19 protein-coding genes and 1 pseudogene are annotated in these 23,304 nt (G+C 61.8%); 7 read left to right on the top strand and 13 right to left on the bottom strand.

Features of this window, described 5'->3' with window-relative positions; translation table 11 throughout:
• Positions 1 to 8: 8 nt before the first annotated feature.
• A complete protein-coding gene (merT, locus tag AC097P_RS18955) occupies positions 9 to 392 on the bottom strand; it encodes a mercuric ion transporter MerT (protein ID WP_479611978.1) in 384 nt (127 codons plus the stop codon).
• Between the two features lie 41 nt (positions 393 to 433).
• Between merT and merR the strand changes: the two genes are divergently transcribed.
• Positions 434 to 841 carry an Hg(II)-responsive transcriptional regulator gene (merR, locus tag AC097P_RS18950; RefSeq protein ID WP_479611977.1) on the top strand — a complete coding sequence of 136 codons (408 nt, stop codon included), beginning with the start codon at positions 434 to 436 and terminating at the stop codon, positions 839 to 841.
• Positions 842 to 909: 68 nt separating this feature from the next.
• Here merR and AC097P_RS18945 read toward each other — a convergent pair whose 3' ends face one another.
• From AC097P_RS18945 to AC097P_RS18930, 4 genes are all read right to left on the bottom strand, one after another.
• Complete coding sequence (locus tag AC097P_RS18945) at positions 910 to 4,038, bottom strand: efflux RND transporter permease subunit (RefSeq protein ID WP_479611976.1); 3,129 nt, start codon at positions 4,036 to 4,038, stop codon at positions 910 to 912.
• On the bottom strand, positions 4,035 to 5,396 hold the full coding sequence (locus AC097P_RS18940; RefSeq protein WP_479611975.1) for an efflux RND transporter periplasmic adaptor subunit: 1,362 nt from the start codon (positions 5,394 to 5,396) through the stop codon (positions 4,035 to 4,037). Before AC097P_RS18940 ends, AC097P_RS18945 begins: the two co-directional genes overlap by 4 nt.
• The gene (locus tag AC097P_RS18935; RefSeq protein WP_479611974.1) at positions 5,393 to 6,574 is read right to left on the bottom strand and encodes a TolC family protein; all 1,182 of its coding nucleotides are present in this window, start codon (positions 6,572 to 6,574) and stop codon (positions 5,393 to 5,395) included. The genes AC097P_RS18940 and AC097P_RS18935 overlap by 4 nt, the downstream gene beginning before the upstream one ends.
• Positions 6,575 to 6,754: 180 nt before the next feature.
• On the bottom strand, positions 6,755 to 7,147 hold the full coding sequence (locus AC097P_RS18930) for a hypothetical protein (RefSeq protein WP_479611973.1): 393 nt from the start codon (positions 7,145 to 7,147) through the stop codon (positions 6,755 to 6,757).
• Positions 7,148 to 7,622: 475 nt separating this feature from the next.
• Between AC097P_RS18930 and AC097P_RS18925 the strand changes: the two genes are divergently transcribed.
• Entirely contained in the window at positions 7,623 to 8,048 is a 426-nt protein-coding gene (locus AC097P_RS18925) for a MerR family transcriptional regulator (RefSeq protein ID WP_479611972.1), read from the top strand.
• Here AC097P_RS18925 and AC097P_RS18920 read toward each other — a convergent pair whose 3' ends face one another.
• From AC097P_RS18920 to senB, 3 genes are all read right to left on the bottom strand, one after another.
• Positions 8,049 to 8,663 (bottom strand): redoxin domain-containing protein, encoded by a 615-nt coding sequence (locus tag AC097P_RS18920; RefSeq protein ID WP_479611971.1) that lies wholly within the window; start codon positions 8,661 to 8,663, stop codon positions 8,049 to 8,051.
• A 62-nt stretch (positions 8,664 to 8,725) separates the two neighbouring features.
• Positions 8,726 to 11,014 carry a selenide, water dikinase SelD gene (gene selD, locus AC097P_RS18915; protein WP_479611970.1) on the bottom strand — a complete coding sequence of 763 codons (2,289 nt, stop codon included), beginning with the start codon at positions 11,012 to 11,014 and terminating at the stop codon, positions 8,726 to 8,728.
• Positions 11,001 to 12,023, bottom strand: a complete 1,023-nt coding sequence (senB, locus tag AC097P_RS18910) for a selenoneine biosynthesis selenosugar synthase SenB (protein WP_479611969.1) — start codon at positions 12,021 to 12,023, stop codon at positions 11,001 to 11,003. The genes selD and senB overlap by 14 nt, the downstream gene beginning before the upstream one ends.
• Positions 12,024 to 12,100: 77 nt before the next feature.
• Between senB and AC097P_RS18905 the strand changes: the two genes are divergently transcribed.
• The 5 genes and pseudogenes from AC097P_RS18905 to AC097P_RS18885 form a co-directional block, all read left to right on the top strand.
• Positions 12,101 to 12,967 (top strand): putative selenate ABC transporter substrate-binding protein, encoded by an 867-nt coding sequence (locus AC097P_RS18905; protein ID WP_479611968.1) that lies wholly within the window; start codon positions 12,101 to 12,103, stop codon positions 12,965 to 12,967.
• A 74-nt stretch (positions 12,968 to 13,041) separates the two neighbouring features.
• A complete protein-coding gene (locus AC097P_RS18900; protein WP_479611967.1) occupies positions 13,042 to 13,875 on the top strand; it encodes a phosphonate ABC transporter ATP-binding protein in 834 nt (277 codons plus the stop codon).
• Positions 13,876 to 13,900: 25 nt separating this feature from the next.
• Positions 13,901 to 14,743 carry a PhnE/PtxC family ABC transporter permease gene (locus AC097P_RS18895; RefSeq protein WP_479611966.1) on the top strand — a complete coding sequence of 281 codons (843 nt, stop codon included), beginning with the start codon at positions 13,901 to 13,903 and terminating at the stop codon, positions 14,741 to 14,743.
• A 7-nt stretch (positions 14,744 to 14,750) separates the two neighbouring features.
• Positions 14,751 to 15,593 (top strand): phosphonate ABC transporter, permease protein PhnE, encoded by an 843-nt coding sequence (gene phnE, locus AC097P_RS18890; protein ID WP_479611965.1) that lies wholly within the window; start codon positions 14,751 to 14,753, stop codon positions 15,591 to 15,593.
• Between the two features lie 227 nt (positions 15,594 to 15,820).
• A pseudogene (locus tag AC097P_RS18885) lies at positions 15,821 to 15,949 on the top strand (SEC-C metal-binding domain-containing protein); the annotation flags it as partial.
• A 1,307-nt stretch (positions 15,950 to 17,256) separates the two neighbouring features.
• On the opposite strand, the gene senA reads toward AC097P_RS18885, so the two are convergent.
• Genes senA through AC097P_RS18860 form a run of 5 tightly spaced genes read right to left on the bottom strand, consistent with a single transcriptional unit; the run spans position 17,257 to position 23,143 of the window.
• Complete coding sequence (gene senA / locus AC097P_RS18880) at positions 17,257 to 18,462, bottom strand: selenoneine synthase SenA (protein ID WP_479611964.1); 1,206 nt, start codon at positions 18,460 to 18,462, stop codon at positions 17,257 to 17,259.
• Positions 18,459 to 18,821, bottom strand: coding sequence for a hypothetical protein (locus tag AC097P_RS18875; RefSeq protein ID WP_479611963.1), 363 nt, complete (start codon positions 18,819 to 18,821; stop codon positions 18,459 to 18,461). The genes senA and AC097P_RS18875 overlap by 4 nt, the downstream gene beginning before the upstream one ends.
• A gap of 15 nt (positions 18,822 to 18,836) precedes the next feature.
• Complete coding sequence (locus AC097P_RS18870; RefSeq protein ID WP_479611962.1) at positions 18,837 to 19,700, bottom strand: class I SAM-dependent methyltransferase; 864 nt, start codon at positions 19,698 to 19,700, stop codon at positions 18,837 to 18,839.
• Between the two features lie 60 nt (positions 19,701 to 19,760).
• On the bottom strand, positions 19,761 to 20,186 hold the full coding sequence (locus tag AC097P_RS18865) for a gamma-glutamylcyclotransferase family protein (protein ID WP_479611961.1): 426 nt from the start codon (positions 20,184 to 20,186) through the stop codon (positions 19,761 to 19,763).
• 44 nt (positions 20,187 to 20,230) lie between these two features.
• A complete protein-coding gene (locus tag AC097P_RS18860; RefSeq protein ID WP_479611960.1) occupies positions 20,231 to 23,143 on the bottom strand; it encodes an alpha-1,6-glucosidase domain-containing protein in 2,913 nt (970 codons plus the stop codon).
• Positions 23,144 to 23,304: the final 161 nt, after the last annotated feature.

Raw genomic sequence — 23,304 nt, 5'->3', positions numbered from 1 at the left:
ACTCCTGGTTAGTACAAAAACGGTAAAACAAAGGGGAAGCCGAGAGCGATAGCTACCAAAGCGACAACCACCCAGAAAATAATTTTGTATGTGGTGCGAACTGGCGGTAGCGCACACACGTCGCCCGGGTTGCACTTCTGCTCTGCCCGGTATATGCGCCGCCAGGCAAAGTACAAGGCCACAAATGCCGCCCCAATGAAAAAAGGGCGAAAGGGTTCGAGCGCAGTCAGATTGCTGATCCAAGCGCCACTGAAACCCAACACGATCAGCACCAGCGGCCCAAGGCAACAGGCTGAGGCCAACAAAGCGGCAAGGCCGCCCATCAGCAAAGAGGCTTGACCGGCTTGCCCTTGGGGTAGCACCGGAACATTCTTGCGAGAAAGTGATTCCATGCGTTAAGGTTACAACCGTAGTCAAGTACGGAGTCAAGCCCATGGATGAAAATTTAAATTCCCTGACGATCGGAGTGCTCGCCACCACTGCGGGCGTCAACGTTGAGACCATCCGCTTTTACCAGCGCAAGGGCTTGCTGACCGAACCCGATCGCCCGCAAGGCGGCATACGGCGCTATGGCGACGCCGAAGTCAACCGCATCAAATTTGTGAAGTCTGCCCAGCGTCTGGGCTTTAGTTTGGACGAAGTTGCGGAACTATTGAAGCTCGATGACGGTACCCATTGCGATGAAGCACGCGGCCTGGCAGAACGCAAGTTGATCGACGTACGCTCCAAGTTGGAAGACTTGCGGCGCATTGAATCTACGCTGGATGCGTTGGTCGCAAATTGTTGTACCGCACGGGGAAAGGTGTCGTGTCCAATGATTGCAGCGCTACAAAGTCACTGATGAAGCGCTTGTGGCAATATCTCTTCTAGCCCCCGTGAATACTTAACCTATTGCTATGAAAAACGTAGCTAGCCATTCTGCCGCCGGCGCCGCATCAGCAAATACGCCGCGGGCACCACAAACATGGACAGCAGCGGCGCAGTGATCATGCCACCCACCATGGGGGCAGCGATACGCTGCATTACCTCTGAGCCTGTTCCTGTGCCCCACATGATGGGGAACAGGCCGGCCAGTATCACCGCGACGGTCATGGCCTTGGGTCGCACCCGCAGCACGGCCCCTTCAACGATGGCGTCCAGCAAATCGTCCGCCGTGGTCTTGCCCTGGACGATACGCGAATCCCACGCATGCTTGAGGTACAGCAGCATGATGACGCCAAACTCCGCCGACACGCCTGCAAGCGCGATGAATCCCACCGCCCCGGCCACCGACAGGTTGTAGCCCAGCAGGTACAGCAGCCAGATGCCGCCCACCAACGCAAAGGGCAGCGTCAGCATGATCAGCAACGCTTCGCCCAGGCTGTTAAAGGTCAGGTACAGCAGCACAAAGATGATCAGCAGCGTGAATGGCACCACCAACTTGAGCTTGGCGGTGGCGCGCTCCAGAAACTCAAACTGCCCGGACCAGGAGATGGAGTAGCCCGGTGGCAACGCCACGTGTTTGGCAACGGCCGCTTGCATGTCTTGCACGGCGGAGCGTAGATCACGCCCGCGAATGTCCACATAGACCCAGCCGGACAAGCGGGCGTTTTCGCTGCGCAGCATCGGTGGGCCGTCGGTGATGCGTACGTCGGCTACGTCGGACAACACCAGGCGTTGACCGCGCTCGGTAACGATGGCGAGGCTTCGCAGCTTCTCCAGCGAGTCGCGTGTTTCACGCGGATAGCGCACATTGATGGGGAAGCGTTGCAAGCCGTCCACCACTTCGCCGATGTTGTCGCCGCCCACCGCTGAGCTGATGACCGACTGCACATCGGCGATATTCAGGCCAAAGCGTGCCGCGGCATCGCGCCGTATGTTCACGTCCACATAGCGGCCACCGGTCAGACGTTCGGCCAAGGCGCTGCTGACACCAGGCACATCCTTCAACGCGCGTTCGATCTCACCGGTCAATCGATCAATGGTCGCCAGATCGGTACCCGCCACCTTGACCCCGACCGGGCTCTTGATGCCGGTGGCCAGCATGTCGATGCGGTTGCGGATCGGCGGCACCCAGATATTGGACAGGCCCGGCACCTTGACGATGGCATCCAGCTCCTCAACCAGCTTGTCCTGTGTCATACCGGCTCGCCACTGGTCACGCGGTTTGAACTGGATCGTGGTCTCAAACATTTCCAATGGCGCCGGGTCAGTCGCAGTCTCGGCGCGGCCCGCCTTGCCATACACCGTGGCTACCTCGGGCACGGTCTTGATCAACCGGTCCGTCTGTTGCAGCAACTCAGCAGCCTTGCCCGCGGACAGACCGGGCAGTGCGGAAGGCATGTACAGCAGGTCGCCCTCGTCCAGGCGCGGCATAAATTCACCGCCTATGTGTTGTAGCGGCCACAGGCTCAGCACCAATGCAATGGCTGCAACGACCAGCGTCAATTTGGGGGCTTTTAGCACCACGCTCAGCAGCGGCCGGTAGACGGCAATCAATAGGCGATTCAGCGGATTGGCTTTTTCATCTGGGATACGACCGCGTATCAAATATCCCATCAACACGGGAATCAAAGTAGCCGACAAACCAGCGGCCGCCGCCATCGCATAGGTCTTGGTGAAGGCCAGAGGTGAGAACAAGCGCCCCTCTTGCGCCTCTAACGTAAACACGGGGATGAAGGACAGTGTGATGATCAGCAACGAGAAAAACAGCGCCGGGCCAACCTCTGCGGCGGCGTCGCCAATGACCTGCCAGCGCGCCTCACCCTGCAGCGTCTCACCGGGGTGCTCATGCCCCCACTGCTCCAAGTGTTTGTGGGCGTTCTCGATCATCACCACCGCCGCATCGACCATGGCGCCAATCGCAATCGCAATGCCGCCCAGCGACATGATGTTTGCATTCACCCCCTGGTAGTGCATGACGATAAACGCAGCCAGAATGCCCAACGGCAGCGAGATGATGGCCACCAGCGCCGAGCGCAGGTGGAACAGAAAGGTAAAACACACCACCGCCACTACCGCAAACTCTTCCAGCAACTTGTGTGAAAGGTTCTCCACCGCGCGTTCGATCAAACCCGAACGGTCGTAGACCGGCACAATCTCCACGCCCTTGGGCAGGCTGGCCTGCAGCGTCCTGAGCTTGGCTTTGACGGCGGCAATGGTTTCCAACGCGTTCTTGCCGGAGCGCATGACGATGACTCCGCCTGCCGCCTCGCCGTCCCCATCCAGTTCGCCAATGCCGCGTCGCATTTCCGGCCCGAGCTGGATGCGCGCCACATCGCCCAGGCGGACCGAGATACCGGCCGGGTTTGTCGTCAAGGGTATCGCGCGAAAGTCGTCCAGGCTTTGCAGATAGCCCGTTGCCCGCACCATATATTCAGCCTCGCCCAGCTCCAGCACCGAGCCGCCGGCCTCCTGGTTGCCCTTCTGAATGGCTTCGACCACTTTGGTGTGGGGAATGGCATAGGCGGCCAGCTTGTCCGGGTCTAGCACCACCTGGTACTGGCGCACCATGCCGCCCACGGACGCCACCTCGGCCACATTTGGCACGGTCTTCAGCTCGTACTTTAAAAACCAGTCTTGGAGTGCGCGCAGTTGCGATGCATCCTGTGTGCCTCCTTTATCCACCAGCGCATACTGGTAGATCCAGCCGACACCGGTGGCGTCCGGCCCTATCGACGTCTTGGCAGCGGCGGGCAGGCGAGATTGCACCTGGTTCAAATATTCCAGTACCCGCGATCGCGCCCAGTACAGGTCGGTGCCATCCTCAAACAGCACATACACAAACGAATCACCAAAGAACGAATAACCGCGCACGGTCTTGGCGCCCGGTACCGACAACATGGTGGTGGTCAGTGGGTAGGTCACCTGGTTCTCCACCAGACGCGGCGCCTGGCCGGGGTAGCTGGTGCGGATGATGACCTGCACGTCGGATAGGTCGGGCAAGGCGTCCAGCGGCGTCTTTATGACCGAATAAACACCCCAGGCGCACAGCATCAACGTGGCCAACAGCACCAAAAATCGATTGTTGATGGACCAGCGGATCAGCCGGGCGATCATGGCTTGCTTCCGTTCAGCCGAGCTTCCACGCCCTTCAAACTGGCTTCCGAATCGATCAGAAACTGCGAAGAGACGACCACCCGCTGGCCGCGCAGCAAACCGCGCTTGATTTCAGTCTGGCTGCCGGATTCAATGCCGGGCTCGACCTCCACAGGCCGGAACTTGCCGTCGTCCTCGGCCAGCATCACCACGCTGCGCTTGCCGGTCATGATGATGGCCTCGGTAGGGATCAGCAATGCCTTCTGCTCACGCGTGTCCATGAACTGCATGGACACAAACATGCCGGGCACCAAACGGGCACCCGGGTTGGCCAACTCCAGCCGGGCCTTGAGCGTGTGTGTGGCCGGATTGACCTCGGGCAATATGGCCTGCACCTTGCCATCAAATGTGGTACCTGGCACGGCCGGGCTGCGTGCCTGCACCTTGGTGCCGGGCCGCACCAATGCCGCCTGACTCTCTGGCACTTCGGCGTTGGCCCAGACGGTGGACAGGCCATTGATACGAAACAGCGTGGCGCCTGCCATCACGGTCGCGCCTTCGCGCACCATCAGTTCGGTGACCACACCCCCAATGGGCGCAGCCATCGTGATGCGCAGCTGTGGCTTACCACTGTTTTCTACGAGCTTGATCTGGTCCTCGCCCATGCCAACCAAGCGCATACGTTGGCGCGCGCCATCGACCAGACCGCCCAGGTCGTTGCCCTGCATGCGTTTTAGCGACAAAAACTCCTCCTGCGCCGCCACCCAGTCGGGTACAAACAGCTCGGCCAGTGGCTGGCCCTTGCGTACCGTGTCCAGTGTGGCGCGCACATGCAGGCGCTCCACATAACCGGTCGCGCGCGCCTGTACCAAGGCCTGGTCGCGCTCGTTGAAGGCGATGCTACCAATGGCCGCAACCTGCGGCGACAGTACGCCCTCGGTTACTTCCGCCGTACGGACACCGAGGTTCTGCTGAATCCGGGAACTGACCGTGACATTGCCCTGGTCGCTGCCACCATCGGCATAGACCGGCACCAGCATCATGTCCATGAAAGGTGACTTGGCCGGTTTGTCGAATTTGTTGCCCGGCACCATGGGGTCTTGGTAGTACAGAATTTTGCCGCCGTTGGCAGGGTCTATGTCACCGGCCTTGACGCCGGTGGTGATGTGGCGGCGCGTGGCCGCTTCACCTTCGGCGATGCTTTGCGGCAGGGCTTGGGCCGCCACCGGCGGGGCTGCTGCGGCCATCGGAGTCGCCGCTGTAATGGCTGCGGAATGGGTAGCCGTGCCGCGCGCCATACCCAGCCTATACACGCCATAGCCGGTCACACCGACCAGCACCGTGACGATCACGGCCTGGGTGAGAGTTCTGTTATTCATGGTTGCTCCAACTGATGGGCGGTAACGTTGCTGTCTGGTGTCAGGTAGTTGAGCTGCGCCCACAGGCGCGCCGTGTCTTGCTCCAGCGCCAAGGCCTGCATATGGACCTCGATTTCGTCACGCCGCGCGGATAACGCGGCGGCCAGATCGCCCTTCCCGGAGCGGTAGCTTGTCACAGCGGCTTGTGTGCGCTGCTGCGCTGTTGGAATCAGTTGCGCGTTGTAACGCCCCACCCGCTCTTTGCCGTTGCGCCAGTCGTTCAGCAGGATGCGCACGTCGGCGTCGTGGCTACGCAGCATGTCGTCGAACCGGGCTTGCGCCTCATTCACCAATGCCAGCTTGGCCGAGACTTCGCGGTCCTGGCGATTCTTCGGGTCCATTTGCAAAGGGATAGATACACCGAATGACACCATGTTGGAGTAGGCCGCGCCGCGCTGGCTGTAGCTGGCTTCAACCGTCCAATCCGCCTGCTTGTTGGCCTGCGCCAGCCGCGCTTCGGTCTTTGCGGTTTCGATTTGGGCCGCAAGCACCCGCATGTCAGGATGGTGCTTGAGATGCTCCACGGAGAGCGCAGATTCCAGTGGTGTGCTCTGCCACGGTGGTGGCCCGGATGGCGTGCGCTCGGCAGCAATCCCCACCCAGCGCGCCAGCATCAGGCTTGCACCACGGGCCTGGCGATCCGTTTGGTTGAGCCTATCCTCCAGCATGATCAACGCGGCACGGGCGGCAAATACGTCGGCCTGGCTGCCGCGGCCGGATCCGAATGCTGTCTCGGCCGCTTGGACCTGCAGCCGGATTTCCTCCAGTTGGCGTTGCAACAACTCCTGCATGGCCCGGGTGTAGTAGCGGTCCAGCCACGCGGTTGCCGTGTTGCGCTGCACCGTGGCCAGCGCCATCTGACGCTCAGCTTGGGCGCGCTGGGCATCACGCTCAAACCGCTCGGCGCGCAGTTGGCGCTTCTCGGCACGGGGAATTTCTTGCATGACGCCGATGCGGCGCATGGTCATGAAGTCGTTCGTCAGGCTGAAGCGGTCCTCCCCATTCACGGGCAGGTTGTCCACGCCCAACTTGAGGACCGGGTCTGGCAGTTGCGCGGCAGAAGCCGCCTGTTCCCGTGCCGAGGTGATCACGGCATCCTGGGCGGCGATTTGCTGCGAGCGGCTAACAGCCGTCTCCAACGCTTCCGCCAAACTAAGTGGAGGACCAGCCCAAGACGGTAGCCCAACGGCCAGAGACAGGGCAGCAGCAGCTACACGATAAAAGGGAAATGAACTTGGCACGATGCCTCTCCAAACACTATTTAAACGGTCTGCCAAACAAGCCCCAAGGCTTACGGCAGGGCTAAATGGTCGGAGAAGTTAAATGCGGAAACAGCAGTTGCGAATGGCCACAGGCGGGGCCGTGGCGTGCATGAGGTGGGGCGGCTGCAACGCGACCCCCGCAAGCTGGGGAACGACCACCACCAGTCGGAAGCTTGCTGGCATGGCACTGAGGGCAATGGGGGCTGGTAACTCGTATTTGTCGAAGGATTGCTGGTCCGCCAGGCAATGGGCATGGCACAAGGCCGGTTGCGCCTCGTCCATTGCCATCGCCATGGATTCGGCGCACGGCATGCCGTTGGCCATCACCATGCCGCCTTGGGCGCCGCTGGTCGCCGTTGAGGGGCAAACATAGCGCGCCAGCGCCAACTGCATAAACAGCAGGCTGCACAGTGCGACAAACACTGTGATCAGACGGGTGCGACGGCGCATGGACATAAGCCCGAGTTTAGTACGGTTGACCGAAAACCAGTGCAAAAGATGTTTTCACTAGTGGTCATCTTCAGATGATGTGGCGCTACCAGCGGTCTTGCAACTGCACGCGGTGGCACAAGCCGGGGGCGCCGAACCTGGCGAGTGCTTGCGCCATTGCCAAACCACCAGGGGGCTAAGGACCAGCAGGCCCGCCGCTGCCAGCCACCAACCATTGGTCAGCATATCGTTTGCAGAATACACGCCAAGGCTAGCGAGCAGACTCAATGCAAGGGGCGCGACCAGGGGAATGCAGCACGCCCCACAGGCCAAGACAGCGGCCCCTACTGCAGCGGCGGTGGCTTTCCCTGGGGATAGCGGGGCTTTGTGGATGGAGTGCATGGAACGGTCCTTGTGTTGTGTGCAATAGTGCAGACCGGAAGGTACAAGCTCAAGCCACTTGAGGTGCAAGCCTTTTTTGCAAAAATATTCAGATATGCCCAACACCCCCCTCACCATTGGAGCTCTGGCCGCGCACACCGGCTGCAGCGTGCCCACCATCCGTTATTACGAGCAGATCGGCCTGTTGCCCAGCCCGGGCCGCGCGGCCAACGGGCACCGTTACTACAGCCGCCGAGACCTGACGCGCCTGGGTTTCATCAAGCGGTGCCGTGATTTTGGTTTCCCCATCGAGCAGGTACGCGTGTTGGCCCAGCTGTTTGAGGACGGTGACCGCGCGTGCCGCGAAGTGCGGGATCAGGCCCAGCTGCGCCTTGACGAGTTGCGCACCAAGCTCGCAGACATGCGCCGCCTGGAAGCAAGCCTGGAGCTGATGGTCGGCAGCTGCGATGCCACCTGCAGCGCCGGGCCTGCGCGCGACTGCTGCATTCTGGCCGACATTGCTGCCGCAGCGTCTGTCTAACTAGCTCGCGCTCGCGTACTTGACCGAGCAGCCGTAAGCCGCGGTCAGCGGCTTGCTGACCGGTTTGCCCGCGGCGGTCTCATTGATGGCCTGGGTCACATAGTTGGTGGCACTGGCGATGTCGCCCGGGTTGGTGCTGGCCTTGCTGTCGATGGCGCCGGCGTAGACCAGCTTGCCGGTGGGGTCTATCAGGTACATGTGGGGCGTGGTACGCGCATCAAAGGCGTGGCCCAGCTTGCCGCTATCCACTAGCAAGGCCTTGGCGGTGGATTTTTGTGCTTTGGCCCAGGACGCCAGTTCAGCCGGCAGCTTGGGGTCCGGCGTGCCGCCGGTGGTGTTGACTGACAGCCATACGACGTCCTTGGCACCGGCATGTTTTTGTGTCGCCTGCATATTGCCGCTGCTGTAGTGCTTTTGCACAAAGGGGCACTCGGGGTTGGTCCACTCCAGCACCACGTATTTGCCCTTGAAGTCTGCCAGCGACACCGTTTTGCCGGCTGTATCAATTGCTGAGAACTGCGGCGCGGGCTGACCGACCTGGGTTTGCGCATGGGTGTTTGCCATAAATGCCAAGCCGGCTGCCAATGTAGCCACCGCCACAATTGTTTGTTTCATTGCTGTTCCTTGAGTGATAGGGTTTGAACGCAGCCATTGGGATTCAGGGGTTCCAAAATAGTTCACCCACGCAGCATGATCGGCTCCAGCGTATCCGTTTGCGCCAGTATCCGACCGATCGCCACGGTGTGCGGGTAGCCCAGCGCACGCAGCGCCGCAATGCAGGCATCTGCACGGTCGGCCGGCACACTGGCCAGCAGCCCACCGGCAGTCTGCGGGTCAAAAATCAGCGGGTAGCGCGGGTGCGCGACCATCTCCTCCTGGTTGCGCAGCGCACGGCGCAGGCGTACGTTGGCGCTCTGCAGCGAGCTGACGATGCCGGCGGCCACACACTCTTGTGCGCCATCCAGCACGGGCAGCGCGCTGAGGTCCAGCTCGGCATCCACCTCAGACGGCCGTGTCATTTCAACCAGGTGGCCCAGCAGGCCAAAGCCCGTCAGGTCGGTGCAGGCCGTTGCGCCAAATTGGCGCAGGCATTGCGCCCCCTTTTGGTTGGACACGACCATGGACTGCAGCGCCGCGTCGATCCAGCGGCCCTTGGCGGCCAGCCGCGCATGGGCCGCAAACAGGGTGCCGGTTCCAATTGGTTTGGTGAGAATCAGCACGTCGCCCGCCTGCATGCCGTTCTTGCGCAAAATCTGCGACGGGTCGTCAGCTATCAGGCCGTTGATGGCAAAGCCCAGCGCCAGTTCTTTCCCCTCGCCGGTGTGGCCACCTACCAGCGCGCAATTGGCTTCATTCAACACTTCCAGCGCGCCGGTCATCATCTGGAACAGCAGGTCTTCGACCTTGTTCTCCAGGCCCGGCGGAACGGTGGCTATGGCTGTAGCCGATTGCGCCTGTGCACCCATGGCCCAGATGTCGCCCAGCGCGTGGTTTGCGGCTACCTTGCCAAAGAGGTAGGGGTCGTCGATGAAGGCGCGAAAAAAATCTACCGAATGCACCATGGCCATGCCCGGGGGCACGCGCACTACGGCCGCATCGTCAGGGTCTTTCAAGCCGACCACCACATCGTCACGGTCCACAGGGTGCAGTTGGCCCAGTGCACGTGACAGTACCGTCGCGCCCACCTTGGCACCGCAGCCGCCACAGCGCATGGCAATGGCAGAGATGGCTTGCAACGATTCTTCGGAACTGAGCGCGACCGTGTTGGGGGTGTCGGTCTGAGAGCGCGGCGCGTTGTTGTCCATGGGTGTCAGGTCTTGAAACTTGCGCATGAAGCGCAGGTCTATCCAATCCTTCCAGCGCCAGACCCATGCGCCTGCAAAGCCCAGCTTGCCGCGCGATGCAATGCCGAACTGGTCGCCGGTGCTGATCAGCGCCAACCAGGTGCGCTGCGGGTGGTAGGGCTTGAGTGCCGCGCCTTGTACGCTCAGGCGCAAGTTCTCGGTCAGCGGCGGCCCCTGGCGCACGGCGAAGACGCCAGCTTTTTCCAGCGGATAGTTGACCATGCTGGCCACGTCACCGGCGGCAAATATGGCCGGGTCGGTGACGGTCTGCAATGTGTCCTGGACCTTGATGAAGCCATCTGCATCCAGCGCCAGGCCCGTGTCCTTCAGCCACGCAGCGCCGCCGGCACGGGTGACCCAGACGATCTCGTCTGCGTCCACTTCCTCACCCGACGCAGTGCGCAAATGCCCGGGTGTGACCTGGGTCACGGCCGCGTTGCGGTGTACCACCACACCGCGGGCCGCCAGCACCGCCTCAAAGCGCTGGCGCACGCCAGGGTTGTGTGTGGGCAGAATCACGTCGCGGTCGGTGAACAGATGAAAGACCAGTTCATCCGGGTTGCGCCCCAGCGATTGCAGCGTCTTGCGCAAACGGTATTGCATGGCCAGCAGCAGCTCCACACCACCCGCACCGGCACCAACTACGGCCACGGTGGTGGTGCCGGGGTGGCGCTGCACACGCTCCAACAGCGCCAGCCAGCGGTCGTTGAAGCGGGCAATCGGCTTCACCGCAACCGCGTGCTCTATTGCACCGGGCACACCCCATGCCTGGGGTGTTGCACCCATGTTGATGGACAACACGTCATACGGCACCGGCGGGCGGTTACGGCACAGCACTTTGCGGTTGGCGCGGTCCAGACCGATGACCTCGTCACGGTACAGCCGTGCCCCGGAGAACACCGCCAGGCGGCTCAGGTCGATGTGCACGTCGTCATAGTCGTAGTGGCCCGCCACATAGCCGGGCAGCATGCCGGAGTAGGGCGCGTGCACGTCGGTGCAAATCAGCGTGAGCCGCACCCCAGGCATAGGCCGCATGCCAAAGCTTTTGAGCACGCCCACATGGCTGTGGCCGCCGCCCACTAAAACAATGTCTCTGAGAATCGGTTGGTCAGGCGTTTGCATGCGGGTGGGGTGTCTCGGTGGAAATCGTCGATGGAAGCAGCTTGCGCACCAATTGCAGCAACGACGCGCGCTCATGGGCGGGCGCGAACAAGGGTGCGCGTTGCATGCACTGTGTCTGCAACTGGCTGTAGAAAGGATCGGTGGCGTGTTGGGCCGCACGGCAACGCAGCAATGCGTCGGCCAGGCCCTGAGAGTCTCCGTGTGCAAAGTAGCCTGCGTAGTCAGCGCCCAGCATGCCGATGTTGCCCGCGATGTGGGAGGCCAGTACCGGCGTGCCGCTGCATGCGGCCTCCATCAGCACATGCGCACCGCCTTCCATGCGGCTGGCATGCACCAGCACATGGGCACTTTGGATGCGCCGGCGCGTAGCGGTATGCGCAAGGCCACCCAGCCAGCGGTACTGCGGGCATTCTGCTGCGCAGGCTTGGGCTTGTTGGCCCAACTCAGCATCCAGCGCTTCGCCGATGTGGTCTATGAAAATATCGGGGTGGTGTTTGAGCAGGCGCGCCGCAGCAAACAGGGTCTGCGGAGATTTTTCATCGCGCAAGTGCCCCACCATCACCGCACGGATATGCCTATCGTTTTTCACCAAGGGCTTTCGTTGCGTGACCGATTGGAAAATCACCCGGGCTTTGTCGCGCAGTGCTTGCGGCAAGGCATCGGGTGCGCGGTCTTGCAGCAACACCAGCCTCTGCGCATAAACCAACGAGGCCTGGGCGGATGCATCGGTCAGGATGTCACGGTACAGGTCGGTACCAGTCAGCACCACGGCCAGACCCGGGCAATCGGCATCCACGCCCCGCGCCCGTGCCCAGCGAGCAATGGCCTTGGCCGAGCGCTTGGCATGCAGGGCCAGCAGCACGTCAAAGGGCTCGCCATTCCAGTCTTGCGCAATGGTGGTGTGGAAGTCGGGGTGCAGCATGCGGGACCAGCGCCAGGCAGTCTGCCAGTTGCCATTGTTGGCGGATGCCGCGGCCGGGCTGATGATGAGAACGCGGGGCTGGGTCATGGCGGGCGGGTTGGTGTGCAGGGTGGGTGCGTTTCGAGTCTAATCGACCGGTTGTTTCCCTTTTGGAGTTCTCACTTATGTTGCGTACCACCCGTTTTCGCCCCCTGCACGCCGTATTGGCCCTTGCCTTGACCCTGTCCGTATCCCTGGCGCATGCGCAAGCCGTGTTCAAGGTCACCGCCATCCCGGACGAATCGCCTACCGAACTGGCGCGCAAAGCCGCACCGCTGGTGAAGTTTCTGGAGAAAACCCTGGGCGTCAAAGTCGAATTCACGCCGGTGACCGATTACGCCGCGTCGGTAGAGGCGCTGGTCAACAAGCAGGTCGATCTGGCCTGGTACGGCGGCTTTACCTTTGTGCAAGCCAACGTGCGCTCTGGTGGCAAGGCCGTGCCCCTGGTCCAGCGCGAAGAGGATGAAAAGTTCCGCTCGGTCTTTATCACCAGCGACCCCACCATCAAAACCCTGGCTGACCTGAAGGGCAAGAACGTCAGCTTTGGTGCCCAGTCCAGCACCTCGGGCCATCTGATGCCGCGCAGCTACCTGCTGCAAGCCAATATCGACCCCGACAAAGACTTCAAGCGCGTGGCTTACTCGGGCGCACATGACGCCACGATTGCTGCGGTGGCGGCAGGCAAGGTCGAGGCCGGTGCCTTGAACATCTCGGTGTGGGAAAAGTTTGTGGCCGAGGGCAAGGTGGACACCACCAAGGTTCGGGTCTTCTACACCACCCCTGGCTACTTTGACTACAACTGGACCGTGCACGCCGACATGCCCGCGGCCCAGCAGGACAAGCTGACCAAGGCCTTTTTGGGCCTGCACCGCTCGACCGCCGAAGGCAAGGAGATTCTGGATTTGCAACGCGCCACCCGCTTCATCCCCACCAAGGCCGAAAACTACAAAGGTATTGAGCAAGCGGCGCGCAGCGCCGGGTTGTTGAAGTAGGCCCTCATTTTTTTTGCTATGAGTTTGATAGCTGGTTACGCACGTCCCACGAGGGCTAGCGCCTTGTTTTCCATATGAGAATTGCGCTGGACCAGGTTTCTGCCCACCATCCGGCAGCCCGTGCGGGTGCTACGCCTGCGGTGCGGGCGTTGAGCCTGCAGGTGGCCAGCGGCGAGCAAGTGGCCATCATCGGCCCCTCTGGCGCGGGCAAGACCACGCTACTGCATGTGCTGGCCTGTGCCCTCAAGCCGACCAGTGGCCAGGTGCTGCTGGACGACCGCAACCCTTGGCAACTGTCGCGCAGCGCTCTGCAATCGGTGCGTGGCGGGTTGTTGCTGGCACCCCAGGTACCACCACTGCCGCCCCGCCAACGCGTGGTCACCGCGGTGCTGGCTGGGCGTCTGCCGCATGAAGGGCTGTGGACTAGCTTGCGCAGCCTGTTCTACCCGGTGGACATTCCCCGCGCTGAGCACGCGTTGGCGGGCTTTGACGTGGCCGACAAGTTGTTTGAGCGTGTGGATCGGCTCTCGGGCGGCGAGCGCCAGCGTGTGGGCCTGGCCCGGGCGCTGGTGTCGCAGGCCAACCTGCTGCTGGTCGATGAGCCTTTGTCGGCGCTGGACCCTACGCGTGCGCAACAGGTTATGCAGACGCTGACCCAGGCCGCGCATGCGCGAAGTGCCACGCTGGTGGCCACGCTGCACCATGTGGAGATGGCGCTGGCTCACTTTCCGCGCGTTGTAGGCATGCGCGACGGTGCCTTGGTCTTTGATTTGCCGGCTTCTGCCGTCACACCTGCGCATTTGCATGCGCTGTACGCGCAGCACCTGCACGAGCTGACTGGCCCTGCTGCGGAGCCCGAAGGTACGTTTGCACCAGCGCCGGCGCCAGTGGTCATGCACTGCCGCTGACCGCCTGTTTGCCATGACCGCCGCCATGTCTGTCCCTGGATCGCCCGTAACTAGCGGCACTACGCGCGATCCTGCTTGGACCGGCCGCGTATTCTGGTCGTTGGCAGCCCTGGCCCTGTTGTGGCCCGCGCTGGTCTTGAGTGAATTCAAACCCTGGGTGCTGTTGGAGCCCGGCGCCTTGAAGCCGGCCGCACACTTTGTGACGGACTTCTTTCCGCCGCGTGCCGACGCGGAATTTTTGGCGCTGCTGGCCCGCGAAACGTGGCGTACCGTGGCGATGGCTACCGCCGGGCTCACGCTGGCGCTGCTAATGGCCGTGCCGCTCGCGCTGCTATCGGTGCGGGTGCTGTCCTTGTCCGCAATGGCTGGCCCGATGGCCCCTATGCCCCTGGCACTGCGGCAAGCGGTGCGCTGGGTGCTTACCCTGCTGCGCAGCGTGCCCGAGCTGGTGTGGGCGTTGGTGTTTGTGCGGGTCGTGGGCCTGGGCCCCACATCGGGCGTGCTGGCCATTGCACTCACCTATGGAGGCATGCTGGGCAAGGTCTACGCCGATATTCTGGAGAGCAGCGACACCCACGCCAGCGCCAGCCTGATGCGTAACGGTGCAGGCCGCCTGCAAGCCTTTTTGTATGCGCTGTTGCCGCAAACGGCTGCCGAGCTGACCAGCTACACCGTCTACCGCTGGGAGTGTGCTATTCGCTCCAGCGCGGTGCTGGGCTTTGTCGGCGCCGGTGGCTTGGGCCAATTGATGGATTCATCGATGAAGATGTTCAACGGAGCCGAGGTGGCCAGCATTTTGCTGGTCTTCATGGCGCTGGTGTGGCTGGCCGACCGCATGAGCGCGGCGCTGCGCAAGGCATTGGCATAGGCCGCCCATGCAGAGCCAACCCCCCAACGCGGTAGGCGCCGCCAACGACACCTACAAGCTGCCGCCCAAGCTGTTCGACGCCCGCTGCTGGGCGTGCTGGTTGGTGCTGTGCGTCGTGGTCTTGGTCATTGCCAGCTTTGTGACATTGGATTTGCAATGGGCAAAGTTTGCGTCGTGGGATGCACTGCAACGCATGGGTCGTTTTGTGGGGGAGCTGATGCACCCGCAGTGGGGGGTGGCATTTGTGGTCAAGGTCGCTTGGGCGGCGTTGGAAACATTGGCCATGTCCGCTGTGGGTACGTTGCTGGCAGTGGTGTTCGGCTTGGCGCTGGCGCTACCCGCCGCGCGCACCCACGCACAGGACCCGGCGCGCGTCCGTAGCCCTGCCCGGTTGCTGCTCAATGCCTTGCGCAGCACGCCCGAACTGGTGTGGGCAGCGTTGCTGCTGATTGCCGCCGGCCTGGGGCCGTTCGCAGGCACCCTGGCCTTGGCGCTGCACACCACGGGTGTGTTGGGGCGTTTGTTTGCAGAAACCATTGAGAACGCGTCCCCAGGCCCCGCGTTTGCGCTGCGCGTGCGCGGCGTCGGTGGGTTGCGTGTGTTTTTGTACTCCACCTTGCCGCAGGTGCTGCCACAGTTGCTGAGCTACAGCCTCTACCGCTGGGAAAACAACATCCGCGCCGCCGCCGTGCTAGGTGTGGTGGGTGCGGGCGGGTTGGGGCAGATGTTGGCGTTCCACATGGGCCTGTTCCAGATGGCCGAGACCAGCACGGTCTTGTTGGCGATGCTGGTGCTGGTGGCCTTGGTGGATGCGCTGAGCTACGCGGTGCGCAACGCGTTGTCGCGGTAGAGGGTTAGAAGAATTTGGCGGTAGCCCTCGTGGAATAGGCTTGAGCAGCTATGTATTTGGGAGCACTCAATGCCACACACGCCGCCAGGTCGAAGGGTCGGGTCTGCCCTCGCCGACCGTTATCGCCTGCCGAGCGGCTCCTGTGGGGCGGGAGCCGCCATTCTGGCTCGTGTTCCAGTGGACTATAGTTATAGTTGGCGGCGATGGAAGCATTACTCATTCGTTAGGCATCGCAATCCGCCGCCGCCACGCTCGCCGCAACCCAAAGACAAACCTACGCCAACATGGAGCCTTCCAGAAACTCTCCATGCCCTTGCGGAAGCGGTCTACGTTACAAGCAGTGCCATGGGCGACTAGATGGCAAGCAGTCCCACCCCAGCGGCGCCCAGGAGATCCCTCAGGAAGTCCTGAATGCACTGCGCCGCAACCAACAGGCAGAACATCGCCACAAGGAAGGGTTCGGGAGTGTTCGTGAACCAATTTCTATGGAGTTCAAGGGATTTCGACTAGCGGCTGTTGGCAAGAAACTCCTCTGGGCAAAAGACTGGAAGGTTTTCCCAGACTTCTTGAATCAGTACCTGCACGGACTGCTTAAGAAGGACTGGGGAAACCGCCAAGTGGCACTGCCATTTGAAGAGCAACACCCGATAGTTCAGTGGCGCACGATATGGACCACCGCTCAACAGGAGCAAAGCCGCAGCGAAGAAGGCCTGTACACAGCAGACAACGGCGCGGCGATGGCGTGGTTTAGGCTGGCCTACGACCTCTACTTGCTCGAACACAACGCTCATCTTCAGAAGAGACTCCTTCAGAGGCTGCGGGAACCCGCCCAGTTTCAAGGAGCCAGGTTCGAAGCCGCCGTAGCCGCAATGATGTTGGCCGCTGGCTACGAACTAAACTTCGCCAATGACAAGCTACCTGGCAAGCATCCCGAATTTGTCGCCGTTAGCAAGGAGAGTTCGCCTCGTCTTGCGGTCGAAGCCAAGAGTCGCCATCGACCGGGTGTTCTAGGTTTCCCTGGTCAGCGCAGCGACTCAGTGGACACGTTCGACATAGACGGCCTTTTACGTAGCGCCCTTGGCAAGAATACGGTGGATCCGCTTTTGGTGTTTATTGAACTCAACTCTCCCGAGCTTCTAGACCAGTCAACGGCAAATACCATACACGCGAAGCTAAGCGCCCATTGGGAAGCAGCGCAGTCCTTGCCCTGGTCGAACGGGTTCCCAGCAGTAGGGGTCGTCTTCTACAACGACCCAGCTCCATGGTATCTTGAGCATCTTCCAAACGGTCAACGCTTAACGACGATCGCCATGGTCTTATGGCCAAGGTCGTCAAGACACAACTTTGATGCGCAACCGCTGCTTCGTCGGGTTATGAAAGCAGTTGGGCAACGCCTGAACATCCCACACGAGTTTCCAGTGGATAGGTCAACCTTACATTCCGCCACGCGCGATGCCTAACGTTGAATGACCGCTTCGGAGCGGCGGCAATGTCCGGTGTTGCCTAAAGCAGTTGCATATTTCCGATCTTGACCACTGATGAGGGCCGTTCAAATTGAAGGCGTGTTTATGACGCCAATGCCAAGAGTAAACGTGGGCCAGAGCAGGAATAATCCTCTCATTGGTCCCACATTACTGCCTCGCAAAAAATTAACTGCAATGGCCTACACAGCCACCGTGCGAAAACCGGCAAACACATCGCTGCGGTGCGGTTGGAAGAAATTGCGGTAGCGCGGGTTGTGCATGCGTGCGTGGGTGGCAAATGCGCCGCCACGCAGCTCCTGGTGGTCACGAAACCAGGGCTGTGAGTATTCGCTGTAGGGGCCGGGCGCAAATCCAGGGTAGGGGGCAAAGGCATCCGCCGTCCATTCCCACACGCTGTGGCCCCATGTAAAACCGGCTTGCGTTTGTGCGGCGTGTTCCCACTCTGCCGCACGGGGCAGGCGTCGTCCGGCCCACAAACAATAGGCCTGGGCTTCAAACGCGTTCAAGTGCATGGCGGGGGAGTCTGGCGGCAGTGGCAGCCATTGGTCAAACCACTGCATCTCCCACGTGCCGCGCGGCCCACGGCGCCAGCGTTGTGGGTGCGCGCACCTTGACTGCGCGCGCCACCTGCCTGCCTCTGACGGCCAATACTGTGGCGCGTCGTAGCCGCCCGCTTCGACAAATTGCGCCAAGTCGCCCGCCGATACCGGCTCGCTGTCGATGGTAAAACCTTGCAGGTGAACCGCGCGCGGCGGGCATTCATTGTCAAAGGCAAAACCCGGCTCTGTGGTGTCGTGTCCGATGCGCACGTCGGCGGCAGCAACGGCCAGCAGTGTGCGATCACCCACGGTAGGCACTGCCACGCCCGCAGGGGCTGGGTAGCCCAGGGCGGCGCGCATCCAGCAAAACGCCTCACCGTGCATGTCTTCGTGGAACAAGGCCAGACGGTGGAAGTACAGCGGGTCGTCGTCGGCTTTGGAGATGCCCGCCGTGTTGGGGATGGCCTGGATGCAAGCCTCTAGTTGCGCTTGCAACATCACGTCAAGCTCTGCACGGGTGGGCATGGTCTCAACCCAGCGCTGGGCGTGCGCCAAGCGTGCCGAATCAAAGAGCGCATCGGGGCTGGCAAACTGGGGTGGGCGCTGTGCGTGCGCGTAGCCTTGGGCATCCCGGTGGTGCGGGCCGCGCAGTATCCAGAACTCGGCAAACCAGGCGATGTGTGCCAGCTCCCACGCGATCGGGTTGACGCCTATTTGCTGGGACGGGCTCCACTGCGCGGCGGTCAAATCGCCGACCCATGCCAAGGTGCGGCTGCGGCTGTCGCGTAGTGCTGCCGACAAGGCAGCGCCACTGAGCTGCCGTGCTTTGCCCCAGCCGTCCGTCATCGGTCGGTCACTGGTACCGACGAGGGCGACGCGGGCGCGTCTGACGAAACGCCGATCTTGTTGGCCACACGGTGGGCCGCATTGCCGGTGGCGTTGGCGCCTTTTTCTATGCCGCGCGCGGTGGCGTTTGCGCCGCGCTCGATACCGTGGGCCGCAGCTTTTAAACCATGCTCAATGCCGGTGGCGGCGGCACTCGCTCCGCGCTTGATCGCGTTGGCCACTTTGTCCACCGGGCCGGGGGAGGACTTGATGGTGGATGAATCGGATGACTCTTCGGCTCCCGCATGGCCCAAGAGCAGCAGGAGCGAAAAGCAGACCAGGGTTTTGGACAGGGTGTACATGGCGGGTGGGGTGCTCAAAGTGGTGTCAAAAGATCATAGTCTTTTTGCGTTTTGAGACTGCGTTTGCAAATGTGAAAGTGTGTAAGGCCTGCCGATGATGGCCACGGTGTTGTAGCGCACGGCAATGTGTCCGCCAGTTGCCAGGCTTTGAAAGAGTGCGCTGACCTGCTGGCTAGCTTGATGTCCAAGTTCGGTGTCTCTGGCGGGCATGTACGAGCGCGAAAAGACCAGGCTCAGCAATGCGGCTTCGCTTAACCGGTGTTCGTGCGGCCAGGTCAGCTCCAGCGGGGTGTTGGCACCGAAGAATGCGGGTACTTCACTGCGCTCGTCGTGCGCCAGCATCGCGTCGCGCTTGGCACCGCCGTGCTGGGCAAAGGTGCCGTTGAGTGCGATATGCAGCGGATCATTGGGCACGCGGTCGTTCCAGATCAGCGCAACCTGGCCAGTGGGCTTGAGTACGCGCAAAAATTCAACACGGGCCGCCTCGATATCAAACCAGTGAAAGGCCTGTGCAGCGGTGATCAGATCGACGGAATAGTCTGGTAGCGGGATGTGCTCAGCGGTGCCGCTTGCGCTGCTATAGGCAGGGAAGTGTGCCAAAGCCTGATCGGCTGCCGCGCGCATGCTGTCACTGGGCTCCACTGCAGTCACCGCATAACCCTGCGCCAGCAGGCCGCGGGTCAGCAAACCGGTGCCCGCACCAATGTCGGCTACAACAGAACCAGCCTGTAAATGGCAATGAGCGCGTAGCGCCGAGAATAGTGCAGCCGGGTAGTCAGGCCGCGACGCCACATAGTCTGAGACCTTGGAGGAGAAGATTTGCCCAGTGCCGCCTTGGGTTTCGTACAGGGACCGCAGTTGTGCGCCGGTCTCTATGGCTGTGGAGTTGGTTTGCATGGCCCAAGTGTGCCGGAAATTACAAAATTCTCGGGCGAGGTGTGGGCGTAAAAGGGGAGCTCACGCCCTCCGTCGGTAGAGGGCCGCGTGTTCCAATGTGTATTCACGCAAAGGGCCAATGTTGGCTGGCGACGGCGCGAAATGTTCGGCTTGCTTGAGGTAGGCGAATGCCTGCAACCGTTTCCCTTTGTGCGCCGGTACCGCCTCCAGCGCCAGCAACATGCGGCGATAGCCGTCCGCTTCAGTGATTCGCTCTAGCGTATCCATGGCTGCCAATGAAGGTGCATCGACTTCAAATACCTGTCCTGTTACAGGCTCTCCTTCTCCGGGGCGGTTGATCAGCCACGGTGAAAAGCGTTCACCAACGAGGTAAAGGGGATAGCGCTCCACGGTAACGAACAGGCCGGGCAAGCGAGTACCCGCGTTCCGTGCGAAGTTTCGGAAACCTTGCTTGAGCGTGCCGTAGACGAAGACCAGATGTTGCATGCCCAAAGTGTGCCGCAACTTCCCGCTGCATCGGCGGCCAATCGTTAGCGCACGACGTAGACCACCGCACTGCGCGCGGGCACCGTAAATTGGCCTGTTCCGCTCTCTGCGTGGGCTTCATGGCGCACCCGTGCGTCAGCTGCCGTTGCTGCCGCTTGCACCGGGTGCAATTGGTAGGCCTTGCCCGCCTGGTCGGGCAGCATGATGTCCTGTGCTTGCTTGTCCACATTGATGAAGTACAGCAGCTCCGAGAAGTTTGCACCCGGGTAGCCGCGGCCGTCGAGGTGGCCCACCAGTACCACCGGGCTTTGTGTGGGACCGGTGTTTGGAAAGCTCAGCCGCTGCCGAATGTCTGCCGCCGTGCGCAGCCGGAACAGTGTCGAACTGTTGCGTATGGCCAGCAGGTCCTTGAACACGTCACGGGCAAAGGCAATGTCGGCGGGTGTGGGGCCTAGGCTGGCATTTGCCAGCAGTGGCCGCATGATCGGCCAGCTCCCACCGTTATCTGTCTTGGGCGGCAGGCCGGTGCCAAAGTGGTTGGCTTGGTAGGTCCAGTCCAGCCGGTTGAACCAGTCGCCCGAATCAAAGCTGTTGCGGTCCATGGACTTGGAACGCAGGATGTCGCCGCCCGCATGAAAGTACGCCACGCCCTGGCTGAAGGCATTGATGGCCAGCGCCAGCAGCTGCACGCGGGCGCGGTCCGCAGTGCTGGTCGTCACCGGCAGCTTGAAAATGTTGTTGTCATAAAGCGTCTGGTTGTCGTGGTTCTCTACATAGTTCACCACTTCTGATGGTTCGCTGGCGTAGCCTGCAGGCTGGCCCGCATAGTCGATGTCGGCAAGCTTCTTGCGCTGGCCTGTGTAGCTCAACATCTCGAAATTGCGTATCGATCCGGCCAGGCCCACGCGCACCATGTCGGCTGTGCGCAGCAGGTCTTCGGGCGTGGCGGTGGACAGTGCATTGCGGTCATAGACCATGCCGTTGGTGTAGCCCTGGTTGCGGATCTGCGCATCGCCGTTGTCGCCCGCGCCGCCACCGCGCACCGCATCACGCGCCCGGTCGCTGAACGACCCGATGCCGCTGCCATTCAACGATAGCTGCGAGGCCTGTACGAACCGAGCACCATTCGCCACCTCACCAAAATTCCAGCCTTCGCCAATCAGGTTCACATGCCGGCCGGTGGCTTTGTTGACTCGTGACTGCAGCGCTTCCATGACGGCGCGCGGCTGGTGCGCCATCAGGTCGAAGCGGAAGGAATCGATGCGGTACTGTGTGGCCCACAGCACCACCGAATCCACCATCAGCTTGCCCATCATCATGTTCTCGGTGGCCGTGTTGTCGCAGCAGGTCGATCGCTCGACCACACCGTTCGCATCCAGCCGGTGGTAGTAGCCGGGGACGATGCGGTCCAGCACCGATTGCGCATGTTGGCCCGATGCGCTGGTGTGGTTGTAGACCACGTCCATGCCGACGCGCAGGCCGGTGGCGTGCAGGGTCATGACCATTTGGCGCAGTTCTTTGATACGTGTGGCGCCGTCGTTGGCATCGCTGGCATAGCTGCCTTCCGGTGCATTGAAGTGCAGCGGGTCGTAGCCCCAGTTGAAGCAGTCCTTGGCGGCGGAAGCAGTGACGGCGGCTTGGGGCGCCTCGCTGTCGCCACGCTCGGGGGAAGCGATGGTTGGCGTGGTGCAGCCTTTCTCTGGGACCGAGGCGATGTCAAATATCGGCAGCAGGTGCACATCGGTCATGCCGGCCTGGGATAGTGCCTTGAGGTGGCGCATGCCGTTGGACCGGCCCGACGTGAACGCCAGGTATTTGCCGCGCTGGGCCTGGGGTACGGTGGCATCGCCAATAGAGAAGTCGCGCACATGCAGCTCGTAGATCGACATGTCTACCGAGGCCTGCACGCGTTGGGGAGTAGCGTGTTCTTCCCAACCGGCGGGCTTGAGCTTGGCATCCCCCAGGTTGGCGATGTAGCTGCGCTGCGAATCGGCGTTCAGGCTGACGGAATACGGATCGGTCACCCGGTTGCGCACCAGCCCCACGCCGGGCACAAACATATCGACCAGGTAGCTGTAGTAGCGTCCGCTTAGGTTGCCGCCATGGCGGTAGCGCCACGTGCCGGTGCCCGCGTCGCGTTGCAGCGCGGGTGCGGCCACGGCGGTGCCCTGGGTGGTGGCGAATAGGCAGGTATACACGCGCTGGGCCGTTGGTGCCCATAACGCCAGGCGGGTGTGGCGCGGCCCCACAGTGGCGCCGAGGTCAGGGATGTTTGCAGCGGGTGCGTACAGGTCATCCAGCGCACCAGCTGCTTGGACTGCGGTGGCCCGAAGCATACGGCCCGCGGCGTCCTCGTGGACCAGTAGCAGTTGGCCGCGGTGCAGGGATTGCAGCCGAGGCAGATCTCCGCTCGCAACAGCTAGTACGGCGCCGGGTTTCACGTAAGCAAAGCGTTGCGCGCCGGGCGCGGGCACGGGCGCCAGGTATGGTTTCAGTGCCAGGCTACCGTCGGCACCCGACACGGTTTGGCCAACGACAGCCTGCAACTGGCCGGTGCGGGAGTGGTACAGCCGGAAGCGTCCGTCTGTCGCCGAGTCCCCCGGCCATTGCAGCAGGCGGCGGTTCAGCCATACGGCCTGTGGGTGGTGTGGCGCTGATATGGGGGCGGGAGAGGCCTGCAATACGGTTTGAAAGCTGTCTGCGTTGCAAGCGGCCAGCAGGGCAGTGGGGGTGGCGTAGGTTGCCGGCGGGAACGCCGCGGTGTTTGCGGCGACTGCCGCGCCCGACACCCAGAGAGAGACAACGACCAGTGCAGCCAGCAATAGGCGGCCTAGGGGGCGCCGTCGGGCGGGTGAGGGAGAAAACAGTTTGAAGCGAGGTGTCATAAGGTCAATCGGGCTGTAGCCCTCGTGGGACGAGCGTAAGCCGCTATCAAAGGCATAGCGCGTCAGAAGCACCGCTGATTCCACTGTAGCGACGGCGAGAGTGTAGTTTTGATAAAAGTTTCTGAAGTTTCTTGGTAGTATGATTACATAAATACCTTGAACTGTGCAAAAATTGCTTAGTAGTCCTTTGTACTGCCTGCATGCACAGAGAGAATTTATAAGTAGTTTGACTA

The sequence above is a fragment of the Rhodoferax sp. ZS1R8 genome, assembly GCF_056521325.1.
Note: the sequence above shows the minus strand (reverse complement) of the source record. Positions and strands in the feature narration are given on the sequence as shown.

What these genes read in the sequence shown, in the direction of transcription:
- merT (WP_479611978.1), bottom strand. Translation starts at nt 392, where the DNA reads ATGGAATCACTTTCTCGCAAGAATGTTCCGGTGCTACCCCAAGGGCAA.
- merR (WP_479611977.1), top strand. Translation starts at nt 434, where the DNA reads ATGGATGAAAATTTAAATTCCCTGACGATCGGAGTGCTCGCCACCACT.
- AC097P_RS18945 (WP_479611976.1), bottom strand. Translation starts at nt 4,038, where the DNA reads ATGATCGCCCGGCTGATCCGCTGGTCCATCAACAATCGATTTTTGGTG.
- AC097P_RS18940 (WP_479611975.1), bottom strand. Translation starts at nt 5,396, where the DNA reads ATGAATAACAGAACTCTCACCCAGGCCGTGATCGTCACGGTGCTGGTC.
- AC097P_RS18930 (WP_479611973.1), bottom strand. Translation starts at nt 7,147, where the DNA reads ATGCGCCGTCGCACCCGTCTGATCACAGTGTTTGTCGCACTGTGCAGC.
- AC097P_RS18925 (WP_479611972.1), top strand. Translation starts at nt 7,623, where the DNA reads ATGCCCAACACCCCCCTCACCATTGGAGCTCTGGCCGCGCACACCGGC.
- AC097P_RS18920 (WP_479611971.1), bottom strand. Translation starts at nt 8,663, where the DNA reads ATGAAACAAACAATTGTGGCGGTGGCTACATTGGCAGCCGGCTTGGCA.
- selD (WP_479611970.1), bottom strand. Translation starts at nt 11,014, where the DNA reads ATGCAAACGCCTGACCAACCGATTCTCAGAGACATTGTTTTAGTGGGC.
- senB (WP_479611969.1), bottom strand. Translation starts at nt 12,023, where the DNA reads ATGACCCAGCCCCGCGTTCTCATCATCAGCCCGGCCGCGGCATCCGCC.
- AC097P_RS18905 (WP_479611968.1), top strand. Translation starts at nt 12,101, where the DNA reads ATGTTGCGTACCACCCGTTTTCGCCCCCTGCACGCCGTATTGGCCCTT.
- AC097P_RS18900 (WP_479611967.1), top strand. Translation starts at nt 13,042, where the DNA reads ATGAGAATTGCGCTGGACCAGGTTTCTGCCCACCATCCGGCAGCCCGT.
- AC097P_RS18895 (WP_479611966.1), top strand. Translation starts at nt 13,901, where the DNA reads ATGTCTGTCCCTGGATCGCCCGTAACTAGCGGCACTACGCGCGATCCT.
- phnE (WP_479611965.1), top strand. Translation starts at nt 14,751, where the DNA reads ATGCAGAGCCAACCCCCCAACGCGGTAGGCGCCGCCAACGACACCTAC.
- senA (WP_479611964.1), bottom strand. Translation starts at nt 18,462, where the DNA reads ATGACGGACGGCTGGGGCAAAGCACGGCAGCTCAGTGGCGCTGCCTTG.
- AC097P_RS18870 (WP_479611962.1), bottom strand. Translation starts at nt 19,700, where the DNA reads ATGCAAACCAACTCCACAGCCATAGAGACCGGCGCACAACTGCGGTCC.
- AC097P_RS18865 (WP_479611961.1), bottom strand. Translation starts at nt 20,186, where the DNA reads ATGCAACATCTGGTCTTCGTCTACGGCACGCTCAAGCAAGGTTTCCGA.